The 22,729-nt window shown below is 69.6% G+C and carries 16 protein-coding genes; 8 read left to right on the top strand and 8 right to left on the bottom strand.

All coding sequences use genetic code 11. From position 1 onward, the window contains the following. Positions 1-266: 266 nt before the first annotated feature. From GTO19_RS13515 to GTO19_RS13525, 3 genes are all read right to left on the bottom strand, one after another. A complete protein-coding gene (locus GTO19_RS13515; RefSeq protein WP_291021739.1) occupies positions 267-1,589 on the bottom strand; it encodes a hemolysin family protein in 1,323 nt (440 codons plus the stop codon). A gap of 93 nt (positions 1,590-1,682) precedes the next feature. After that, entirely contained in the window at positions 1,683-2,012 is a 330-nt protein-coding gene (locus GTO19_RS13520; protein ID WP_291021740.1) for a hypothetical protein, read from the bottom strand. A gap of 56 nt (positions 2,013-2,068) precedes the next feature. Beyond that, complete coding sequence (locus GTO19_RS13525) at positions 2,069-2,986, bottom strand: LysR family transcriptional regulator (protein ID WP_291021741.1); 918 nt, start codon at positions 2,984-2,986, stop codon at positions 2,069-2,071. Positions 2,987-3,085: 99 nt separating this feature from the next. Between GTO19_RS13525 and GTO19_RS13530 the strand changes: the two genes are divergently transcribed. Both GTO19_RS13530 and ppk2 read left to right on the top strand, forming a co-directional pair. Further along, positions 3,086-4,282, top strand: a complete 1,197-nt coding sequence (locus GTO19_RS13530) for an MFS transporter (protein WP_291021742.1) — start codon at positions 3,086-3,088, stop codon at positions 4,280-4,282. A gap of 97 nt (positions 4,283-4,379) precedes the next feature. After that, a complete protein-coding gene (ppk2, locus tag GTO19_RS13535; protein ID WP_291021837.1) occupies positions 4,380-5,285 on the top strand; it encodes a polyphosphate kinase 2 in 906 nt (301 codons plus the stop codon). 77 nt (positions 5,286-5,362) lie between these two features. On the opposite strand, the gene GTO19_RS13540 is transcribed toward ppk2, so the two are convergent. Next, a complete protein-coding gene (locus GTO19_RS13540) occupies positions 5,363-7,546 on the bottom strand; it encodes a catecholate siderophore receptor Fiu (protein ID WP_291021743.1) in 2,184 nt (727 codons plus the stop codon). Positions 7,547-7,936: 390 nt separating this feature from the next. Between GTO19_RS13540 and ahpC the strand changes: the two genes are divergently transcribed. Both ahpC and ahpF read left to right on the top strand, forming a co-directional pair. Continuing rightward, positions 7,937-8,500: an alkyl hydroperoxide reductase subunit C gene (gene ahpC, locus GTO19_RS13545; RefSeq protein WP_291021744.1), complete on the top strand. Its 564-nt coding sequence runs from the start codon at positions 7,937-7,939 to the stop codon at positions 8,498-8,500. A gap of 192 nt (positions 8,501-8,692) precedes the next feature. Further along, positions 8,693-10,273, top strand: coding sequence for an alkyl hydroperoxide reductase subunit F (gene ahpF / locus GTO19_RS13550; RefSeq protein WP_291021745.1), 1,581 nt, complete (start codon positions 8,693-8,695; stop codon positions 10,271-10,273). On the opposite strand, the gene GTO19_RS13555 is transcribed toward ahpF, so the two are convergent. The 4 genes from GTO19_RS13555 to GTO19_RS13570 form a co-directional block, all read right to left on the bottom strand. After that, positions 10,274-15,637 carry a CHAT domain-containing protein gene (locus tag GTO19_RS13555; RefSeq protein WP_291021746.1) on the bottom strand — a complete coding sequence of 1,788 codons (5,364 nt, stop codon included), beginning with the start codon at positions 15,635-15,637 and terminating at the stop codon, positions 10,274-10,276. A gap of 180 nt (positions 15,638-15,817) precedes the next feature. Beyond that, positions 15,818-16,774, bottom strand: coding sequence for an N-acetylmuramoyl-L-alanine amidase (locus tag GTO19_RS13560; protein WP_291021747.1), 957 nt, complete (start codon positions 16,772-16,774; stop codon positions 15,818-15,820). Between the two features lie 57 nt (positions 16,775-16,831). Then, positions 16,832-17,740 (bottom strand): caspase family protein, encoded by a 909-nt coding sequence (locus GTO19_RS13565; protein ID WP_291021748.1) that lies wholly within the window; start codon positions 17,738-17,740, stop codon positions 16,832-16,834. A 132-nt stretch (positions 17,741-17,872) separates the two neighbouring features. Next, positions 17,873-18,694: a pyruvate, water dikinase regulatory protein gene (locus GTO19_RS13570; protein ID WP_009520635.1), complete on the bottom strand. Its 822-nt coding sequence runs from the start codon at positions 18,692-18,694 to the stop codon at positions 17,873-17,875. Between the two features lie 160 nt (positions 18,695-18,854). On the opposite strand from GTO19_RS13570, the gene ppsA reads away from it, so the two are divergent. The 4 genes from ppsA (at position 18,855) to GTO19_RS13590 (ending at position 22,727) form a co-directional block, all read left to right on the top strand. Further along, complete coding sequence (gene ppsA / locus GTO19_RS13575) at positions 18,855-21,266, top strand: phosphoenolpyruvate synthase (protein ID WP_291021749.1); 2,412 nt, start codon at positions 18,855-18,857, stop codon at positions 21,264-21,266. A gap of 184 nt (positions 21,267-21,450) precedes the next feature. Further along, positions 21,451-21,750 carry a hypothetical protein gene (locus GTO19_RS13580; protein WP_291021750.1) on the top strand — a complete coding sequence of 100 codons (300 nt, stop codon included), beginning with the start codon at positions 21,451-21,453 and terminating at the stop codon, positions 21,748-21,750. Continuing rightward, on the top strand, positions 21,747-22,322 hold the full coding sequence (locus tag GTO19_RS13585) for a tetratricopeptide repeat protein (protein ID WP_291021751.1): 576 nt from the start codon (positions 21,747-21,749) through the stop codon (positions 22,320-22,322). Before GTO19_RS13580 ends, GTO19_RS13585 begins: the two co-directional genes overlap by 4 nt. A gap of 144 nt (positions 22,323-22,466) precedes the next feature. Further along, positions 22,467-22,727, top strand: coding sequence for a DUF4212 domain-containing protein (locus tag GTO19_RS13590; RefSeq protein WP_291021752.1), 261 nt, complete (start codon positions 22,467-22,469; stop codon positions 22,725-22,727). Positions 22,728-22,729 lie beyond the last annotated feature (2 nt).

Raw genomic sequence — 22,729 nt, forward strand, 5'->3', positions numbered from 1 at the left:
GAATGTCCCCCGGACCGGCTGCGCCGGTCCTCCTCCTTTATTTCGCTACACAGAGCGCCCTGGCGCCCGATCCTCCAACCACGTGGGCGTGCCGCAGGTGGTGGTGTGCCTGGCTCTCCGTTGCCCGAGGGCGCTGGGTGGCCGACGCAGCGAAATAAAGGAGGAGCCAAGGGCACAGCCCTTGGCGGGGGACATTCGCGGAGTCGGCCACCCAGTGGCCTCGGGCCAGCAGAAGCAGTGGCCAGCAAGCGCCGGCCAACAACTACTCAGCCGTCCGCACGGTTGCTCTCCACCGAAGGCGGATCGATCGGCAACTTCGTCGCCATCACCTTGTCGATGGTGCGCCCGTCCATGTCCACGATCTCCAGGCGCCAGCCCTCCCAGGTGGCGCAGTCGCCCACGCGCGGCAGGCGGCCCGTCAGCAGCATCAGCATGCCGCTGAGCGTGTGGTAGCGGCCGCGCTCCTCGTCGGGCACGCTCGCCAGCTCCAGCCGGTCCTTCAACTCGGGCACGGGGATGTGGCCATCCAGCAGCCAGGAGCCGTCCTCGCGCTGCGTGGCCCAGGCGGTCTCCGGGTCGCGCGGCTGGAACTCGCCGGTGATGGCCTCGATGAGGTCCTGCAGCGTGACGATGCCCTGCAGCTCGCCGTACTCGTCGATGACGAAGGCCATCTGCACGTCGGAGAGGCGGAAGTTGTCCAGCAGCTCCATGCCCGTGATGGTCTCGGGCACGTACAGCGGAGGCTGCAGCGGCTGCTCGGCCAGCTCGCGCGCCGCGCCGCGCAGGGCCTGCGCCATCCACTGGCGCGCGTTCAGCACGCCCTGCAAGTTGCCCAGGTTGCCCTTGACCACGGGGAAGCGCGAATGCTCGCTGCTCTCCACGCGCGCCATGTTCACCTCGAAGGACTCTTCCAGGTCGAGCACCACGACGTCGCTGCGCGGCACCATGAGCGAGCCGATCTGGCGGTCGTCCAGGCGGAACACGTTGCGCACCATGGCGTGCTCGTGCGATTCGATCACGCCCGCGCTCGTGCCTTCGGCCAGCATGGCGTGGATCTCTTCCTCGGTCACGGCGTTGACGTTGCCTTCCTTCACCCCCAGCAGGCGCAGCAGCGCGCGCGTGGACACCGACAGCAGGATCACGAAGGGCTTGGTGGCCTTGGACAGCCAGTCGATGGGCCGCGCCACCAGGCGCGCGAGCGCCTCGGGGTAGGTCTGGCCCAGGCGCTTGGGCACCAGTTCACCCACCACGATGGAGAAGTAGGTGATGACCACCACCACCAGCGCCGTGGCGCCGTATTGGCTGGCCTGCGCCGGCGCGCCCAGGGTCTGCAGCCACAGCGCCAGCGGGCCGGCCAGCGCCGCCTCGCCGACGATGCCGTTGAGCACGCCGATGGAGGTGATGCCGATCTGGATGGTGGAGAGGAAGCGGTTCGGGTCCTCGCCGAGCTTGACGGCCGCGGCGGCCGCGCCGTCCCCTTCGTCGATGAGTTTCTGCAGGCGCGCCTTGCGCGCGGTCACGAGCGCCAGCTCCGACATGGCGAAGACGCCGTTGAGGAGGATGAGCGCGATCAGTAAGGCAATTTCCATGGGGGTGTGAGAAGCAAGTGCCGGGCCGTCCGCGGCCACTGCGCGGTGCGGCGGCGCTCGAAGGCGGACGGGGCGTGGGAAACGGGGGCCGGGTCAGGCGCGCCGGGGCGGGCGGAACGGGCCGTCCAGCAGGGGCCAGCTCGGCAGGCCCACGTTCGTGGACGCCCGGGCCGGCGTCATCACGTGCGCCAGCAGCGGTGCGGCGCGCCGCTGCAGCGTGTCGGGGAGGTCGGGGAGCTCGTCGCCCAGCGCGTGCTCCAGGTCGGCCAGGCCCTTCTGGCTCTTGGCGAGCGGGTCGCTGGTGGCGGACGTGGCCAGCGCGTCGGCCGCGCGCGGCACGTCGACGATGTGGTCCGGGATGCTGAAGCCCACCACCCCGAGCAGGAAATGGCAGGCGAACAGCGCGATGAGCCAGCGGCGCATGATGGACGGGCGATTCTACGGGACCGTCTCCGCAGGCCCGTGCAGAGGACCCGCGATCAGCGCGCGAGCGACTGTCCGTGCGCCTTCACGATTTCCAGGAAACGGCGCAGCCGCGCGGCCTGGAAACGCGCCGGCGGGTAGACCAGTTGCACGGGCAGCGGCTCGGCGCGCCAGTCGGGCACCAGGTGCACGAGTCGACCGTCGCGCAGGTCCTGCGCCACGAGCCAGGCCGAGACGATGGCCACCCCCAGACCCGCGAGCACGGCGTTGCGCAGGGCGTACAGGCTGTCGGTGCGCAGGCGCGGGCGGATGTCGAAGCGCTGCGCGTTGCCGCCGCCCACAGGGTGCAGGACCACGCGGTCCCGGTAGAAGGTCTGCAGGGCCAGCCAGGGCAGTTCGCGCAGCTGATCGGGCGTGCGCGGCGCCTTGTGCCGGCCCAGCAGCACGGGCGCGCCGATCACGATGCGCGGCAACTCGAACAGCGGCACGGCCACCAGGTTCGGGTCGCGCACCTCGCCGACCTGGATCGCGCAGTCGATGCCCTCGGCCGCAAAGTCGGGCTGGCGGTCGGCCAACAGCCATTCCACGCGCACCTCGGGGTGCGCGCGCAGGTACTCGGCCAGCGGCGCCATGAGGTGCTCCTGCCCCAGCGCGTGCGGCACCTGCACCTTGAGCGTGCCGCTGGCGGTGCGCCGCGAGCCACGCAGTTCTTCCTGCATGGCGTCCCACTCGTCGATCAGCGAACGCGCCATGGCCAGACAGCGTTCGCCGTCGGGCGTGAGCGTGGCCGCGTGGGTGGAGCGGCGCAGCAGGCGCACGCCGAAGTGGCGCTCCAGCGCCTGCAGGCGGCGGCTCACGGTGGGCTGGGTGGTGTTCAGTCGCTCGGCCGCGGCCGACAGGCTGCCGCTCTCGACGATGCGCACGAAGGTCTGCAGCAACTCGATGCGGTCGATGGCGAGTGTGGCTTCTTTCATGCGTTCGACGTATGAAGGGTGTTCGCGGTGAAGTCTATCCGGGGCGGCTTTTGTTGGGAAGAATTCGCCCCATTCCACAAACCGCATAGAGATCTCGACATGTCTTCCATTCATATGACGCATGACCAGCTCGCGACCCGGGCGGTCCCGGCCGGGCTGGCCCCGCTGCTCGCGGCCGGCGCGGGCTTCAGCGTCGCGGCCATCTACTACAGCCAGCCGCTGCTGCCCGACCTGGCGCGCAGCCTGCAGGCCGGCGAGGGCGCCATCGGCGCCGTGCCCATGCTCACGCAACTGGGCTACGCGGCCGGCATCCTGCTGCTCGCGCCGCTGGGGGATCGCTACGACCGGCGCCGCGTGATGCTGGTGAAGGCCGGGCTGCTGGCGCTGGCGCTGCTGGCCAGCGCGCTGGCGCCCGGCATGGCCGTGCTGCTGGCCGCGAGCCTGTTCGTGGGCCTCACGGCCACGCTGGCCCAGGACTTCGTGCCCGCGGCCGTGTCGCTGGCGCCCGAGCACCAGCGCGGCAAGGCGGTGGGCGCGGTGATGACGGGCCTGCTGCTGGGCATCCTGCTGTCGCGCGTGGTGAGCGGCCTGGTCACGCAGGCGCTGGGCTGGCGCGCCATGTTCGGGTTGGCCGCCGCGAGCCTGGTGTTGCTGGCCGTGGCGGTGTACTGGCGCGTGCCTTCGTTCCCGGCCGCCACGCGCCTGGGGTACGGCCAGTTGCTGCGGTCCATGGCGGGGCTGTGGCGCCAGCACCCGCCGCTGCGCCGCGCTGCGCTGGCGCAGGGACTGCTCGGCCTGGGCTTCAGCGCCTTCTGGTCCACGCTGGCCGTGATGCTGCACGCCCGCTTCGACCTGGGCAGCGGCGCGGCGGGCGCCTTCGGCCTGGCGGGGGCGGCGGGTGCGCTGGCCGCGCAGCTGGCGGGCCGCCTGGCCGACCGGCGTGGTCCGCGCCGCGTGGCCGTGCTGGGCGCCGGCGTCGCCGCGCTGGCCTATGCGCTGATGCTGGGCATGGACTGGCTGCCCGTGTCGGGCCAACTCCTGCTGCTGGTGCTCAGCGCCATCGGCTTCGATTTCGGCTTCCAGTCGGCGCTGATCGCCCACCAGAGCACCGTCTACGGGTTGGACGCGGCGGCGCGCAGCCGCCTCAATGCCATGCTCATCACGGCCATGTTCGCGGGCATGGCCGCTGGCTCCGTGCTGGGTGCGTTCGCCTACGCGCACTGGGGTTGGCCGGCCATCGCGGCCATCGGCGTGGTGAGTTCGGCGCTGGCCGCGCTGTGGCGCTGGCGGGCATAGCGCAGGGCGTCGCATGGGCTTCGTGTGACTGTCATGTGAACGTCACACACCGGGGCAATACTGGCCTGTTCGGTAGAAGAAGGACTGCGCCATGCTCATGAACCACAACGACGACCTGATGCGCCGCCTGAGTGACGACCTCATGGACGGCTACGACGAGGAACTCGAGATGGAAATCGAGGACCGCGACCTGAAGGAGGACGCGGACCCCGAAGCCGCCGCGCAGCGCAAGGAGGCGCGACGGGTCTACTTCCGCGAACTGTTCCGGCTGCAGGCCGAGCTGGTGAAGCTGCAGGATTGGGTGGTGAGCACCGGCCACAAGCTGGTGGTGGTGTTCGAGGGCCGCGACGCGGCCGGCAAGGGCGGCGTGATCAAGCGCATCACGCAGCGGCTGAACCCGCGCGTGTGCCGCGTGGTGGCGCTGCCCGCGCCCAACGAGCGCGAGCGCACGCAGTGGTACTTCCAGCGCTACGTGCCGCACCTGCCCGCGGCCGGCGAGATCGTGCTGTTCGACCGCAGCTGGTACAACCGCGCCGGCGTGGAGCGCGTCATGGGCTTCTGCGACGACGCGCAGCTCGAGTCCTTCTTCCGCACCGTGCCCGAGTTCGAGAAGATGCTCGTCAATTCCGGCATCCAGCTCGTGAAGTACTGGTTTTCCATCTCCGACGAAGAGCAGGAGGCGCGCTTCCTCGGCCGCATCCACGACCCGCTCAAGCAGTGGAAGCTCAGCCCCATGGACCTGGAAAGCCGCCGCCGCTGGGAGCTCTACACCAAGGCCAAGGAAGAGATGCTGGCGCGCACGAACATCCCCGAGTCGCCGTGGTGGGTGGTCCCGGCGGACGACAAGAAGACGGCGCGGCTCAACTGCATCCACCACCTGCTCTCGCTCATTCCGTACCACGAGGTGGAGCGGCCCGGCATCACGCTGCCCGAGCGCATCCGCCACGAGGGCTACCGCCGCCATCAGGTGCCCGGCGAGATCTACGTGCCCCAGGTGTACTGAACGCCGCGGGCGTCGCGCGGGCGAAAAAAAGCCGCCAGGCCGGGGCCTGGCGGCAATGCCTTGGATGTGCGGTCCGGTCAGAACTTGTAGTTGGCGGTGAGCGTGGCCGAGCGCGGAGCGCCCAGGGCCAGGCGGCCGCCGCCGTTGTTCAGCGCCATCAGGTATTCCTCGTCGAACAGGTTGTAGATGTTCAACTGCAGGCTGAGCTTCGGGTTGACCTGGTACTTGGCCATGGCGTCGGCGACCCAGTAAGACGGCACGTTGGGCATGTTGCCCTGGGCGCCGCTGGTGTTGACGAAGCGCTTGGCTTCCGACACGTAGCGTGCACCAAAGCCCATCGTGAGCTTGTCCCACTGGTACGAGGTCCACAACGTGGCGGTCAAGTCGGGCGACCAACGCACGCCGTCGGTGCCCACGCCTGCCGCGTTCAGCACGTCGATCTGCTTGGTGCTGGTCTTGGCCAGGCCAGCGGTGATCTGCCAGAAACGGGTGATCTGACCCGTTGCCGACAGCTCGATGCCCTGCACCTGGGTCTTGCCTTCCTGGACCGTGGCCCCAGTCAGTTGGTCCACCGTGGTCTGGTTGTCGTTGACGGTGCGGAAGATCGCGGCCGCGACGTTCAAACGCTTGTCGAGCAGGTCCCACTTGGTGCCCAGCTCGACCGTGTTGGTCTTTTGCGGGTCGAACGCAGGGTTGTTGATGTTGGTGGCGCTCGCGCTCAACTGGGTGAAGGCACCGGGAGGGGTGGAGGAGGTGGCGTACGACGCATAGACGCTCCCGTTTTCCGCGGGCTTGTAGACGCTGCCGATGCTCCAGCTCACCAGGCTGCGCGAGTCCTCGATCGGGGTGGCCCCCACGGCAGAACTCGAACTCAGCTTGTAGACGTCCACGCGCGCGCCGCCATTGATGGACCAGCGCTCGTTGAGCTCAGCGTTGTCGAAGGCGTAGACGCTGATGGTGTTGGTGGTGGTGCCCGATTCGTCGCCCGTGCGAGGACCGAAGTTGCCCATGGCCCGGTACGGGTCGGGGTTGTACAGATTGGCCGGCGCAGTGGCAGGCGTCGCGGCAACGTGCGCGAAGCTCGTCTGCTTCTCATGCAGCAGTTCCACGCCCGCGGCCAGCGAGTGCTTCACGCTGCCCGAGTTGAATTCGGTGTTCAGGCTGGTCTGGTTTGCCAGGATGCTGTTTTCCTGGTCGACACGCTGGCGCGACAGGTTCACCGTCCAGGCCGACAGTGGCCCGCCCGTATTGCCGATCCCCGCTCCGCCTGTGTTCATGCCGGTGAGCGTGCGGTCCATGTGCGTCTTGCCGTAGCGCGTGACGTTGCGAATCGTCGTGGCCTCTCCCAGGTCGTGTTCGACCTTGACGGTGAACATGTCGGCGTCGACCTTCTCGCGGTCGTTGACGCTGCCGTAGAAGTTCTCACGGCGCACTTTGGGGCCGATGACCGAGGTGTAGCCTTCGTAACCGATGGCCGGGATGCCGCCGTCGGGCACGTTGTCCTGGCGCAGGTGCTGGCTGAACAGGTGCACTCGGGTGGGCGTGTTCAGGCCGCTCACGTAGGAAAGGCCCAGGCCGTAACCCTTGTTCTCCACGAAGTCGCGGCCGTCCACACCGCTGTCTTGCGCCATGGCATTGAGGCGGAAGGCCGAGGTGTCGCTGAGTTGGCGGTTCAGGTCCACCGAGGCGCGGCGGCGGTCGCCGGTGCCGACGGTGCCGGTGACGCTGCTCTCGTCGCCCAGATGGGCCTGCTTGGACACCAAGTTGATGAAGCCCGAACTGGCACCACGACCGGTTTCGGCACCGGCGGCGCCTTTGACGATTTCGACCTGTTCCAGGTTGAACGTGTCGCGCGTGACGGCGCCCAGGTCGCGGATGCCGTCCACGAAGATCGACTGCTGCAGTGAAAAGCCGCGCAGCTGGAAGGTGTCGCCGGCGGAGGTGTTGCCGTTCTCACCCATCTGCATGGTGATGCCGGGGGTGTTGCGCAGGGCTTCCATCAGCGTGACGGCGCCTTGCTCCTCGATCACCTCCTTCTTGATGATCTGCACCGTCTTGGGCGTGTCCAGCAGCGGGGCGGTGAATTTCTCGTTGGCCGATTTTTCGGCCTTGTACGGCACCTCGGCCGCCTCTTTCACCGTGACGGTGGGCAGGGTGGTGCTGGTGGTGCCTTGCGCCATGCCGGCGGCGGGCGCGACGGCGGCCAGCAGGGCCAGGAGTTGGGTGGAAGGGCGAGGGGAGCAGCGGTGCTTGCGTGCCATGTTGGGTCCTTGAGGCAGTGGTGAGTCGGCTGGCTGGCTTCCTCATCACGGCGCGCAAGTGCCGGTGGGCACGAAGGGGAACGCTGGGTCGGTGGCTGGCTGCGGGCGAGATTATTGCTAATGAAAACGGTTCGCATTCACAATACATGCAAAATTTCCACACACTTTGTTGCGTTGGCACATCAACAGCCGCCCCTGGGCGTACCGATTGCCTGTGACAGCAGGAGGTGTCATTTCTGCTGCAAAGCACAAAAATCCCTATGGGCTGGATAAAGACTATTAATCCGACTCATCCATAGTCATCGACTATGATTGACCCTGTCGCGTTGAACACTGTTCGGCGCCGTCACCGTCTTTCCCTTTCCCCTTCAACCGCAACCAGGAGTTCCCATGTCCCTGATCAACACCACCGTTCAACCCTTCTCCACCACGGCCTTCCACAACGGCAAGTTCGTGCCGGTGAGCGACCAGAGCCTGCGCGGCGAGTGGTCGGTGCTGGTGTTCATGCCGGCGGCCTTCACCTTCAACTGCCCCACCGAAGTGGAAGACGCGGCCGACAACTACGCCGAATTCCAGAAGCTGGGCGCGGAGGTGTACATCGTCACCACCGACACGCACTTCTCGCACAAGGTGTGGCACGAGACCTCGCCCGCCGTGGGCAAGGCCAAGTTCCCGCTGGTGGGCGATCCGACGCACGCCCTGACCCGCGCCTTCGGCGTGCACATCGAGGAAGAAGGCCTGGCGCTGCGCGGCACCTTCATCATCAACCCCGAGGGCGTGATCAAGACCGCCGAGATCCACGACAACGCCATCGCGCGCGACATGAAGGAAACCCTGCGCAAGCTCAAGGCCGCCCAGTTCGTGGCCAAGAACCCCGGCCAGGTGTGCCCCGCCAAGTGGAACGACGGCGCCAAGACCCTGACGCCCTCGCTGGACCTGGTCGGAAAAATCTGACCACCCCCGCGCCGCGCCTGCGGCGCGTCACCCCCTCAAGGGGGCGATGCCTACCGACCGGCAAAGCCGGATCGGTGGCATCCCTGGTTGGAGCCCCTCGCTCCGCTGCTTCTGGCAGTACCGCTGCCCGATGGGCTTCGTGGCCCATCCAACAGCGGCATTGACGCCGGTCTTCATTGAAAGGAGTCCCCCATGCTCGACGACACCCTCAAGGCCCAGTTGCAGGCTTACCTGGGCAAGCTGCAGCGGCCCATCCGCCTCATCGGCTCGTTCGACGATTCCGCCTCGTCGCAGGAACTGCGCGAGCTGCTGCAGACCATCGCCGGCCTGTCGGACCAGGTGTCCTTCGACGACAGCGGCACGGACGAGCGCAAGCCGTCCTTCGTGATCGCCCGCGAAGGCGAGACCACGGGCGTGCGCTTCGCCGCCATTCCCCTTGGCCACGAGTTCACGTCGCTGGTGCTGGCGCTGCTGTGGACGGGTGGTCATCCGCCCAAGGCCGAGCAGGAGACGCTGGATGCCATCGCCACGCTGCAGGGCGATCTGCGCTTCGAGGTCTACATGAGCCTGAGCTGCCACAACTGCCCGGACGTGGTGCAGGCGCTGTCGCTGATGGCGATCCGCAACCCGGCCGTGCAGGTGACGGTGATCGACGGCGGCCTGTTCCAGGCCGAGGTGGAGCGCCGCCAGGTGATGGCGGTGCCCATGGTCTTCCTCAATGGCGAGGAGTTCGGCGGTGGCCGCATGTCGCTGGAAGAGATCGTCGCCAAGCTCGACGTGAACGCCGATGCGCGCGAAGCGGCCAAGCTGGACGCGAAAGACCCGTTCGACGTGCTGATCGTGGGCGGTGGCCCGGCCGGTGCCGCGGCGGCCGTGTACGCGGCGCGCAAGGGCATTCGCGTGGGCGTGGCGGCCGAGCGCTTCGGCGGTCAGGTGAACGACACGCTGGCGATCGAGAACTACATCAGCGTGCTGGAAACCGACGGCCCGAAGTTTGCCGCCGCGCTGGAAGCGCAGGTGCGCCACTACGGCGTGGACATCATGAACCTGCAGCGCGCCGAGAAGCTCGTGCCCGCCAGCGAGCCGGGCGGTCTGGTGGAGGTGCACATGGCCAATGGCGCCGCACTCAAGGCGCGCAGCGTCATCCTGTCGACCGGCGCGCGCTGGCGCAACGTGAACGTGCCCGGCGAGGCCGAGTACCGCAACAAGGGCGTGGCCTACTGCCCGCACTGCGACGGCCCGCTGTTCAAGGGCAAGCGCGTGGCGGTGATCGGTGGTGGCAACTCGGGTGTCGAGGCCGCGATCGACCTCGCTGGCATCGTCGAGCACGTGACGCTGATCGAGTTCGCCGACGCGCTGAAGGCCGACGCGGTGCTGGTGCGCAAGCTCCAGAGCCTGTCCAACGTGACGATCCACGTCAACGCGCAGACGACCGAGATCACGGGCGCCAACGGCACGGTGAACGGCCTGGGCTACAAGGACCGCGTGAGCGGCGAGCAGCACCACGTGGCACTGGAAGGGGTGTTCGTGCAGATCGGCCTGGTGCCCAACACCGAATGGCTCAAGGGCACGGTGGAGCTGAGCCGCTTCGGCGAGATCGTGATCGACGCCAAGGGCCACACCAACGTGGAAGGGGTGTTCGCGGCCGGCGACTGCACCACGGTGCCGTACAAGCAGATCGTGATCGCCGCGGGCGCAGGGTCCACGGCCGCGCTGAGCGCGTTCGATCACCTGATCCGCCTGCCGGTGGTGGAGGCGGCGGCGGCCGCGTGATCAGGCGGCCCCTGCCGTCCCCGCATAGCGCCTGAAGCGCTGCAGCAGCAGCGCTGCCGCTGCCCGGTGTGCAGCGGAGCGCTGGCCCGCGTCGGCCAGCCCGAGCAGGAACTCGAGCTGGTCGGCCGGCGATTTCCACAGCCAGTTCGAGCCCGCATGGGCGTGCAGGTCGACCAGCATGGCGTCGATGCCCGCTTGCGCCTGGGCCAGCCGGTCCTTGTCGAGCGCTTGCAGGATGAGCAGTTCGGCGTCCGCCACGGCGCTCCAGAAGTTCGGCGCGCGGGCGTGCTGGCGGCGCAGGCTGGTGCTGGCCTGCGCCAGGCGCCGCGGCTCCAGGGGGCGCCCGCGCACCACGTCGGCGGCCAGCAGGTTCATCGCGGGATGGAAGGCCTCGTCCTGGCCCTGGCGCAGGGCCAGGGTTTCAGCGCGCTGGTAGTGCTCGGCCATGCCCTCCAACGCCTTCGCGCAGGCCGAGTCGTCGGGAGCCAGTCCGCGCTCATGTGCCAGCCGCTCGATCTGCGCCAGTCGCTTGAAGGTGCCGCCTTGCAGGCTGGCGCGCTCGACGGAATCCGCCAGCGCCACCAGGGCCTGCAGGCTGTCGAGCGCGCGCGCCACGTCAGCTCGGGCCTGTCGCAGCGCCTCGGGCAGCGCGTCGGTCTGGCCGACGGCGTCGCGCAGGCGGTACCAGGCCCGGCGCGCCAGCACGTTGGCCAGTTGTTCCGCCGCCCGGATGCCCGCGCTGCCGTCGCCGGCGCGCACCGCCTGCTCGAACCAGCGCACGGCCTCGTCGAGCCGATCGGCTTCGCGCCAGGCCAGGCCGAAGGCCTCGGCAATGGCGCCGCTGCCGCCCCAGGGTTCCTGGAAACGGTCTTGCAGGTGGCGCAGGCGCTCGACCATTTCCGCGGGAGCGAGGTCGCCGGTGTTGCATTGCGCGATGAGCGATTCCAGCGCCACCACCAGCGCCGGCGGTGAAGCCACCGAGGCGTAGCGCTGCTCGGCCGGCAAGGGGGCGTGGGCCGCCTCGCCGCCAGCGCGCTGCCAGACCCAGTCGGGGTCGCCATAGCACTGGTAGGCGGCCCAGGTGTTGCTGCCGCCATCGGCGCGGTAGGCCTCGACGCGACCGGCCCACGCGGCGTCCATGAAGCGCTGGCCATCGAGCAGCCGGCGGTAGAAGGTGGTCGCGAAGGCCGCGGCGGCGCCGTCGGACACGGCCCAGCCGGCCGCCACCACGCAGCGCACGCCGATGCGGATCAACTGCTGGGCCAGGCCGGCGGCGAGTTCGCTGCGGTTGTCGGCCCCAGCCAGCGAGGCGCTCTTGTCCGCCGCGAGGTGGCAGCAGTTCAGGAACACCAGCTCCGGCACCACGCGCATGGCTTCGATTTCGCGCGGGCCGATGAAGGCGCCGTCGCTGAGCACCACGCCGCGCAGGGCCGGGCGGATCGGGCCCTTGTCGCGCGCGAGGGCGGCCTCGCCATGGCCGGCGATGTGCAGGACCCGGTAGGGCCGCTCGAACAGCGCGTTGATGATGTCGGCGGCGCCGGGCTTGTGGCCGTCTTCGTCGGCGATGAGGCGGCACACCTCGCTCTCCGCCAGGCCCTTGGGGCCCAGCAAGGCCGCGGCCACGGCACGGGCCTCGGCGCGTGCGCCCGGCAGTTCGGCCAGGGGCTGGGGGCCGCTGGCGGGCTCGCCCACCACCAGGGCGTGGTCCTCGATCGTGGCGTCGCGCACCTGGGCGCGGAACACCTCGGTGCGCAGGCGGCGCACCAGGCGGTTGCGGATGGCCCAGGGTTCCTTGGGGTCGCGCCGGCGGTCCAGCGGCGCGTCGAGCAGTTCCCAGGGAACGGTGGCCGAGCGGTCGTCGAGCTCGAGCACGAGTTCGCTGGTGCCTTCCAGGCTGCTCTCCAGGTCCTGCGGCACGAGCAACTGGAACAGCGTGCGGCCGAGCTGAGGATCGCGTGTGAGGTGGTTGGACGCGGTGGCGACCAGGTCGTGGATCAGGCGCTGCTGCAGCGGCTGCTGGCGCACCTCGCTGCGTGCGCGCTTGGTGTCCAGGGTGTAGGTGATCACGGGCTCGCCGTGGCGGTCGTCGTGCACGGTGGCGCTGACGAAGTCGTAGCCGGTGCCGCGGTAGCCGCTGTCCAGCGGGCGGCGCAGGGCGCCGGGTCCGGACTCGATGAGCGGGGCGAGGCGGAAATGCCCCTGCGCGGCGCCCGCCAGCATCTGCAGCGCCGACCAGGCCTCGGTCGCGCGGTCCAGGAACAACTCGTTGATGTGCAGGTGGCTCACCTGGGGCCAGCGGCCCTGGGCCAGGCGGGCGTTGGCTTCGCGCACGCCGTGCGCCAGGGCCTGGGCCGAGGTGCCCACGTGAATGCCGCTGCCGCCGCTGGCGATCAGCGTGCTGGTCAGCTCGAACTGCGCTGGCGGCCCCGCCGGGTCTTCGGCCAGGCGCAGGGCCCAGGCGATGGTGGCCTGGCAGATGGTGTGCACGAGCTGCGCGCTGCCCAGCTTGCCTTCGGCGCCGAGGCCGGCCACCACCACCCAGGGCGGCTGGGGCAGGCTCAGGGGACGCGCGGGGTGCTCGTGCCGGTTGACGAAGATCTGGTGGGTGCCGGGCGCTTCGGGGTACAGGCCGGCGGCCAGCGAGGCCGACAGCACGCCGCCCAGCAAGCGGTCCGCCACCGCCTCGGTCCCGGTGAGTCGGGACGAGACGTAGTGGCCCACCAGCAGTGTCTGACCGACGAAGACCAGGTCGCGGTTGTGCACGGTGATGGCCAGCGGCGGGGCGCCGGGCGGTGGCGCCGGTGCCGCAAGGGGCTCTTCGGGGTCGAGCAGCGCGTGCACGTCGACCAGTGGCTCGTCCACGGCGCGCCCCTGGCGCGAGGGGCGGCTGCGCACCGAGGGTGTCCCGGTGGGCCCGCCGGGCGCGCCGCGCGCGGCGCCACCCACCGGCTCCAGCCGCGTGGTCTCGCCGCGCTCGAGCAGGTCGAGGTAGGCGTCGAAGGCGCGCTCGGCCTTGGGCAGGTCGCCGTGGGCGCAGTCCAGCCGCCAGGCGCGCACGCCGGGCAGCAGGGCGCTCTCTTGTGTCACGCGGCCGTCGCCGCCATCGGGGCGGTCAAGGTAGACCAGGCCTTCGTCCTCGTCGAGTTCGTAGCCGGCGGGTGTGAAACGCGAGCGGCCGATCACCATGACGAGGCGGTCGCGGAACGCGGGCAGGGCCTCGCGCGCCTGCCGGTCGAGCCGCTCGCGCAGCGCGCGCGCCTGGTCCAGCACGGACTGCGGCGGGATGCCCCAGCGGTAGATGGCGCGCTGCGGTCCTTCGCTGTGCCACGCCAGCGCCCGCTCCAGGGTCTTCATGTCCTGCTCGGCCAGCTCGCTCCAGCGCTGGCTGGAGGCCAGACCCAGCGCCGGGTCCAGCAGGCCGGCCTGCAACTGCAGGAAGCCCGGCATGGCGGCCATGATCTGGCGCGCGCGGTGGTCCTGGAAAGGCAGGCCGAAGGCCACCAGCGCGTTGCCGAAGTTGTCGTCGCCCGAGAGCACCTGCATGGGCGCGAAGGAGCCGCCGTTGGGCGTGCCCAGCATGAGCAGGCGCGCGCCGGGGCGCTGCGCCCAGCGCTCCCACACGTCCGGCCGTTCGAGCTGTGCCGTGCGCGCAAGCACGCCGCCCATGGAGTGGGCGAGCAGGCGCACCGGTTGGCCGCTGTCCTCGCGCGCGGCCAGGGCCCGTTCCATGCACTCGGCAAGCCGGCGGGCTTCTTCCTCGATCGGGCGTCGCCAGTCGAAGTCGAAGGGAATGAGCTCGTGCGTCTCGCTCAGGCGCCGCGCGAGCTTGTCGTAGAAGGCGCCGATCGGGCCGTCGGGACGCACCTCGCCCGGCTGCCCCTGCCAGGCCAGGCGGTCGAGTCCGCCGATGATGCGCAGGCCCAGCCACACGCGCTGTCCGTCAACGGCCAGGTGGCTGCCCAGGATGCCGGGCAAGAGGATCACGGCGGGTCTGCGCGCCGCCTCCCGTGCGTCGCCGCGCGTGGGGGGCGCGCGCACGCCGGTCTCGCTCTGCCCCGCCCAGGACAGCGGGCCGATGGGGCGAAAGCCCGCCGGCTGTTCCTGCATGAGGCCGTCGCACACCGCCTGGGCGGTGCGCGGGTGGCTGAAGTAGGCGAAGTGCGTGACGTTTCCGCCGCGTTCGAGCACGAAGCTCGCGCCGGCCTGCGCGCCGTCGGCCGCGCGCGGCGCGCCGCCGTACATGGAGCGCGTCTGCACCACGAGGTCGTTGTCGGTCCAGTAGAAGGCGTCGGCCAGCAGCGTCTTGACCCAGGCGCGGACCGAGTCGCCTTCGATGTCGCCCGCCACCACGCGCAACTGGCCGGGCAGGGGGCCGCGCGCGTCGCTGGCGTGCAGCCACTGCACCAGTGGGCTCAACGGCGTCATGGCCTGCAAGCCAGGCAGCTCCTGCGGGTCGGTGCGGTGGCTGGCGACCTCGCCCAGGAAGTGGAGCAGTTGCGGCGCCACCGGCACACCGGCGAGCTCCAGCGTCCACTTGAGCACCGACACGTAGGCGTCGAGCCGTCCGGAGGCCAGCAGCGTGCCACGCGCGGGGCAGGCCACGCGCAGCAAGCGCTCGACGCGGATGTCGCGGCCCTTGAGCTCCGCCGCGAGCGCGCGCAGGGCGCGCAACTGGTCGCGGTGTCCCTCGGCCTTGAACGGCGCGAGCGCGGCTTCGTCGAGTTCGGGGTGCGCGCACACGCGCGCCAGCACCTCGCCCACCAGGCCGCCGCGCGAGTGGGTGAGCAGGTGCACGCGCGCGCCGTCGGGCAGGGCCTTGGCCAGCATCAGGGCGTTGTCGATCGGGCTCACGCTCAGCGTGGGGTGGTCGAGCGCGTAGACGCGGCCAGCGTAGTGGCCGAACAGCTCGCGCACGCGCTGCGGGTGGTGCAGCCAGAGCTTGCCGAAGGTGCCGTGGGTGTCGGAGAAGGTGCCGTGCAGCAGCACCAGCAGCGGCGCGCCCGCCGGCGCGGCGGGGATGCGTTCCAGCGGCGCCTCCCCCTTGAGCGAATCGCTCATGGCTTCGGCCGAGAGCGGGTGCACGCCGGGCGTCACCTGCTCGTCGAAGCGCCTGGCGAGGCGGCGCGCGGTGAACCGCGCCGCGGGCTCCAGCGCCATCCCGGTGATCACCTCCACCGCCGACAGCAGCGCGCTGCCCAGGCCGGCGCGTGTGGCGCCGCGCGGCGCCAGCCCGGGCCAAGCCAGTTGCGCGGGAATGGCGGTCTCGTCCGCGCCGGCGCGCACCGCCGCGGCCTGGGCCTGCATCAGGGCCTGCGCGGTGAGCGGGTGCAACACCAGAGAGGGCCCGTCGGTGATGTGCAGCACCACGGCGTCCTGTCCGGGCCGTGCGCTCAGGCGTTGGGGCGNNCGCGCCCACCTGCACACGCTGAAGCACCTGGCCCCGTGCACCGAGCGCGCTCGGCGCGCTGGCCGGACCGCCGCGCGTGGCGTCCGGGGACGCGGCCTGGCCGTGGACCACGAACACGATGGGGGGGCGGTCGACGCTCATGGATTCACCTCCGTGTGGCTCGCCCGCCCCCGGCCAGCGGTGCTGCGGGGGAGGGCGGCCCCGGGCGCCGGTCGACGCGCCGCCGTGGCCACGGGCGCTTGCCGCTGCGACCGGTGCAGCACCCCAGGCCCCGAGCGCGGCACCGCCAGGCGCTCGATGAAGTCGTTGCAGACCCAGCCTTCCAGGTCGGTCTCGCCGACCACCGCCACGCGGCTCCAGCGGTCCAGCGGCTCCAGCAGGATCAGCTCGGTCCCGCGCCGCAGCGCGGTGCCCAGCGCGGCGTGCTCGGCGCCCGGTCCGCCGCGGATGTTCAGCTTCGTGGCGGTGACCACCCAGCGCGGCGGCGCGTCGCTCCCGCGCCCCAGCGCACGGCCGCGCACGGCGGCCAGCGGAAACGCGGGGCCCGGGTCCAGCTTGCGCCCGCGCGCCACGTCCTCGTGGCCCAGCACGTCCTCCAGGTCGTAGTGCGCCACCAGCAGCTCGCACAGCTCCAGCGCGCGCCCGATCTGCGCTTCGGTGTAGTGGTGCCAGGGCCGCAGGCCGCCGCCGTGCTTGTGCTCGGCCAGCACCACCTCGTCCTCGGGGTAGGCCCGGCCGAACCAGGACACGCAGCGATCGCCTTCGCGGTGCAGCAGGCCGGCGTTGTCCATCTCGATGCCGATGGCCACCGGGTTGAGGCCATTGACACCGGCCCACTGGCTCACGCCCGCATGCCAGGTGACCAGGTTGAAGTCGGCCAGTTGCACGATGCGCCCGTCGCGCCCGAGCACGAGGTGGGCGGAGGCATTGCCTTGCGGCTTGCGCGCGCACAGCGAACGCACGGCGCTGTCGGTGTCGCGCCCCGCCGTGTAGTGCAGCACCAGGAAGCGCGGACGCAGCGTCCCGCCGGTATTGGGCGTCGCCTGGTGGCTCACGCCCGGCCCGCTCAGCCGGTGGTTGGCGATCTTGAGCATCTCGGCTCCTCGGACGAGAGGGGCACGCTGGAAAGGCGGTCGTGCCCGGACCGCTGGTTACACCGTAAAGGGCGTCTGTTGCAGGAATCCGGCCGCCGGGCCGAGCGTGAACAGATTGGGTGACTGCGTGGCCGGCAGGCCCGCGCGCACCAGCGCGTGCAGACGCGCATGGCTGCCCTTGAAGCGGCCGTCGTTCCACACGCGCAGCAGTTGGCCGGTGAAGGCGCCGTTGTGGTCGCCGTCCATGGAGAACTGGTTGTCCTGGCAGCCCGAGATCAGGATGACGGCGGGCTTGAAGTCCTTGACGATGGCGCTGAGGCGCTGGCTCACGGCGACATTGGCCAGCGCCGTGTCGGGGTCCACCGGTGCGGCGCTGGCGGCCTTGGCCACGTCCCGCTGCAGGTCGTCGTAGAAGGCGCGGTGCGCCTGGTACACGCGGCGGGCGATGTCGCGCGGCATCTGGCGCGGACGGCCATTGGCCAGGGCCGGATCGGGCGCGCGCGTGACGGTGCCGCTGTGGCAACTGTCGGACAGCACCAGCACGCGCACGCCCTGGCCAAAGCGGCTCAGTTCCAGGTACAGCTCGTCGTCGATGAACTGGCCGTCGTACAGGCACCAGGTTTCGTCGAGCTTGTCGTCCTCCTCGTCCTGGTCGCCGGTCACGTCGTCGACCTGACCCCCGTGGCCGGAGAACGTCAGCAGGAACAGATCGCCCGCCACGAGTGCCTTGGCGGCGGCGCGCAAGGCGCGCAGCACGTTGCGGCGCGTGGCCTTGGGGGTGATGAGCAGGCTGGCCTTCAGGCCGCGGGCGACGGCCAATGCGGCCATGTCATGGGCGTCGGCCTCGCAGGCCGCCAGCGGCCCGGTCCAGCCTTCGTAGGCATCGGCGCTCACCTCGTTGATGCCGATGTGCAGCGACAGTCCCCGGGGGGCGCCGCCGCTGTCCGCCTTGCCCTTCTTCGTCATGGCACCCTCCAGGGGTAACAATCCGTGAAACGCCGCACGGATTCTGGGAGGGCACCACAGGCGCGTCAATCGCGGGGGTCGCGCCGCTCCCCCAACTGAGGGAGGCGGGCCGCGGCGATCCGCCGGGGGCCATCAATATTCCAGGCGCTCGGGCCGCAGCTCCTGCAGGATGGTGGTGGCGATCTCCTCGATCGACTTGGTGGTGGTGGACAGCCAGCGGATGCCTTCGCGGCGCATCATGGCCTCGGCCTCGGCCACCTCGTTGCGGCAGTTCTCCAGGTCGGCGTAGCGCGAATTGGGGCGGCGCTCGTTGCGGATCTCGCTCAGGCGGTCGGGCGCGATGGTCAGGCCGAAGAGCTTCTTGCGGTGCGCCACCAGGGCCGGCGGCAGCTTGCGGCGTTCGAAGTCTTCGGGGATCAGGGGGTAGTTGGATGCCTTCAGGCCGTACTGCATGGCCAGGTAGAGCGAGGTCGGCGTCTTGCCGCTGCGGCTCACGCCCACCAGGATCACGTCGGCGCTCTCCAGGTCCTTGTCGCTCTGGCCATCGTCGTGCGCCAGCGAGTAGTTGATGGCCTCGATGCGGTCGTGGTAGGCCTTGCTCTTGGAGGCATCGGAGAAGCGGCCCACGCGGTGGTTGCTCTTGATGCCAAGCTCTTCCTCCAGCGGTTGAACGAAGGTGCCGAACATGTCGAGCAGCATGCCGCGGCAGTGGTGCTGGAAGACGTCGAGCACCTCGTCGTTGACCACGGTGGTGAACACCAGCGGGCGCTTGCCCTCCACTTCGGCGGTGTGGTTGATCTGGCGCACGGCCTGGTGGGCCTTGTCCACGCTGTCCAGGAAGGGCAGTCGCACCCGGCGCACCGTGGCCTCGAACTGGGCGAGGATGGCGTTACCGAAGGTTTCGGCGGTGATGCCGGTGCCGTCGGAGACGAAGAAAACCGTTCTGAGGGACATGGGAGGGCGTCCTTACAATCCGCTGCTGTTGCGTGGCGGGCCATTATCCGGGCCACGCCGCCCCCCGATTTCCGCCTTGCCCGGTGGCCGACCCACAACAGAAGCACAGGTCACACGCTGGCGCATGGACCCCCGGTTTTTCAACCTCAGGAGTTTTTCCATGTCCAACCTGTTCGAGCCGACCGCCCTGGTCGTGCCCTTCGAAAAGCTGCGAATGAGCGACGTCGAGTCGGTCGGCGGCAAGAACGCCAGCCTCGGCGAGATGATTTCGCAGCTGCCCAGCGGCGTGAAGGTGCCCACGGGTTTTGCCACCACGGCGCACGCCTTCCGGGAATTCCTCAAGCACGATGGCCTGGCCGACCGCATCAACGCCCGCCTGGGCTCGCTCGACACCGAGGACGTGCGCGCCCTGGCCGCGGCCGGCGCCGAGATCCGCGGCTGGGTCGAGGCCCAGCCGTTCCCGGCCGATCTGGAACAGGCCATCCGCGCGGCGTTCATCACCCTGAGCGAAGGCAATGACAAGGCCTCGTTCGCGGTGCGCTCCTCCGCCACCGCCGAGGACCTGCCCGACGCGTCCTTCGCCGGCCAGCAGGAGACCTTCCTCAACGTGGTCGGCATCGACGAGGTGCTGCACAAGATGAAGGAGGTCTTCGCCAGCCTCTACAACGACCGCGCCATCAGCTACCGCGTGCACAAGGGTTTCGCCCACGCCGACGTGGCGCTGTCGGCCGGCGTGCAGCGCATGGTGCGCTCCGACCTGGGCGCGGCCGGCGTGATGTTCACCATCGACACCGAGAGCGGCTTCTCCGACGTGGTCTTCATCACCAGCAGCTACGGCCTGGGCGAGACGGTGGTGCAGGGCGCGGTGAACCCCGACGAGTTCTACGTGCACAAGCCCATGCTCAAGGCGGGCAAGCGCGCGCTGATCCGCCGCAACCTGGGCAGCAAGCTGATCCAGATGGTGTTCAGCACGGCCGAGGAGAAGGCCGCGGAAGGCCCGCTCAAGGGCAAGCTGGTGAAGACCGTGGACGTGCCGGTGGAGCAGCGCAACCGCTACAGCCTGAGCGACGCCGACGTGGCGCAACTGGCGCAATACGCGCTGGTGATCGAGCAGCACTACGGCCGGCCCATGGACATCGAGTGGGGCAAGGACGGCACCGACGGCCAGATCTACATCCTGCAGGCCCGCCCCGAGACGGTGAAGAGCCAGGGCGCGGGCAAGACCGAGGTGCGCTACAAGCTCAAGGGCAAGGGCGCGGTGCTGGCCAGCGGCCGGGCCATCGGGCAGAAGGTGGGCACGGGCCCGGTGCGCCTGGTGCACAGCATCAGCGAGATGGACAAGGTACAGCCCGGCGACGTGCTCGTCACCGACATGACCGACCCCGACTGGGAGCCGGTGATGAAGCGCGCCAGCGCCATCGTCACCAACCGCGGCGGGCGCACCTGCCACGCGGCCATCATCGCGCGCGAACTCGGCATCCCCGCCGTGGTGGGCTGCGGCGACGCCACCGAGTTGTTGAAGGACGGCACCCTCGTCACCGTGAGCTGCGCCGAGGGCGACACCGGCAACATCTACGACGGCCTGCTCGAGACCGAGGTGACCGAAGTCAAGCGCGGCGAGATGCCCGATCTCGACGTCAAGATCATGATGAACGTGGGCAACCCGCAGCTCGCCTTCGACTTCGCGCAGATCCCCAACGGCGGCGTGGGCCTGGCGCGGCTCGAGTTCATCATCAACAACAACATCGGCGTGCACCCCAAGGCCATCCTCGACTACCCGCAGATCGACGCCGATCTGAAGAAGGCGGTCGAGTCGGTGGCGCGGGGCCACGCCTCGCCGCGCGCGTTCTACGTCGACAAGGTCGCCGAAGGCGTGGCCACCATCGCGGCGGCCTTCTGGCCCAAGCCGGTGATCGTTCGCCTGTCGGACTTCAAGAGCAACGAGTACCGCAAGCTCGTGGGCGGCTCGCGCTACGAGCCCGACGAAGAGAACCCCATGCTGGGTTTCCGCGGTGCGGCGCGCTACATCAGCCACGACTTCGCCGAGGCTTTCGCCATGGAGTGCGAGGCGCTCAAGCGCGTGCGCGAGGACATGGGCCTGACCAACGTGCAGGTCATGGTGCCCTTCGTGCGCACGCTGGCGCAGGCGCAGCGCGTGACCGAGCTGCTGGCGGCCAAGGGCTTGAAGCGCGGCGAGAACGGCCTGCAGCTCATCATGATGTGCGAGATCCCCAGCAACGCCGTGCTCGCCGAGGACTTCCTGCAGTACTTCGACGGCTTCTCCATCGGCTCGAACGACCTCACCCAGCTCACTCTGGGCCTGGACCGCGACTCGGGCCTGGAGCTGCTGGCGCACGACTTCGACGAGCGCGACCCGGCCGTGCGCGCGCTGCTCAAGCTCGCCATCGGCGCCTGCAAGGCCGAAGGCAAGTACGTGGGCATCTGCGGCCAGGGCCCCAGCGACCACCCCGACTTCGCGCAATGGCTGCGCGACGAGGGCATCAGCTCGATCTCGCTCAACCCCGACACGGTGGTCGACACCTGGCAACTGCTGGCGCAGCCCGGGGCCTGAGGTCTTCGGTATTCACCAAGACAACGGCCGGGGAGACCCGGCCGTTTTTCATTGCGCCGCAGCGAAGCACCCACGGGAAAACCCCGAGAGGGTTTGACCTGCCTGGGCGCCTTGTCTGACACCTTTGTAAGAAGGCGGTAAGTTGCCCGCCCAGAATCGCGGCAAATCAAGGCACACCCTTCGCATGCTGCTGCTTCTCTCCGCCCTCAAGCTGATCTTCGAGATCGCGCTCATGTCGCTGTTCGGCCAGTGGGTGCTGGGTCTGCTCGCTGGCGCCAAGCGAGACACCAATCTCTTCTATCAGATCCTCGCGCAGGTGGGCCGGCCCTTCGTGGTGATGGCGCGCTTCATCTCGCCGCGCAGCATCGTGCTTGACCGCCACGTGCCGCTCGTGGCCTTTCTCGTGCTGGCCTTTGCCTGGATCGTGGTGACCGCGCTGCGCATCAACCACTGCATCCACATCGGCGTGGAGTTGTGCAAATGACGGGTGCGCTCAATCGCTGGTTCCTTCGCCTGCAGATCAAGTCGCTGCTGGTGTTCAACCGGCGCCAGGCGGCGCTGGATCGCGTGGACAGCCTGCTGGCCATCGACCCGGACGACGCCTACGCCTGGGCCACGCGCGCGCACGTGCTGGCGGAGCAGGGCGACAAGGCCGGTGCGGCGCAGGCGCTCGAACGCCTCGTGAACCTGCAGCCGCGACACGCGGCGGGCTGGTTCAACCTCGGCTTCCTGCGCGAGGACCTGGGCCGCATCGACGAGGCCGAGGCCGCGTTTCGCCAGGCCATCGCCCTCGACGACACATTCGACCGGGCCTGGTACGGCCTGGCCCTGTGCCTGATCCGCCAGCGCCGTTTCGACGACGCCGTGGTGGCCCTCAAGCGCAACACCGAACTGCAGCCCATGAGCCCGTACGGCTGGTACCAGCTGGCGCGGGTCCATGTCGACCGGCAAGAGCCCGAGGAGGCGGCGAAGATCATTCGCCACCTTCGAAAGTTCGAGCCCAAGGTGGCCGCTCAGCTGGAGCGCGAAACCGGTCTGGGGAAATCCCCGGCTTGAAGCGCGCTGCCGCCGAGCGGCTGAGCAAAAGGGGTGCCGGGCGCGAGCCCGGTGCCGAGAACACGGACCGGTTGCAGGCCGCCATGAGGAGACGGTGGTGTCCGTGACGTGCCCGAGAGGGTCTTGTTGATGGAGGTCGACGCGATGCAATTGTCTGAGAAGCACCGCCACTACTGGCGGAAGAACCTCAACATCACGGCCATATTGCTTGCAATCTGGTTCTTCGTGACGTTCGTGGTGGGCTACTTCGCCCGGGATCTGAACTTCAACTTCTTCGGTTGGCCGTTCAGCTTCTGGGTTGGCGCGCAGGGGGCTCTGGTGGTCTACGTGGCCATCATCGGCTTCTATGCCTGGTACATGAACAAGCTCGACATCGAACACGGTGTCGACGAAGCCGAGGAGTGAAC

The organism is Hydrogenophaga sp. (assembly GCF_011772445.1).
GTDB lineage: Bacteria > Pseudomonadota > Gammaproteobacteria > Burkholderiales > Burkholderiaceae_C > Hydrogenophaga.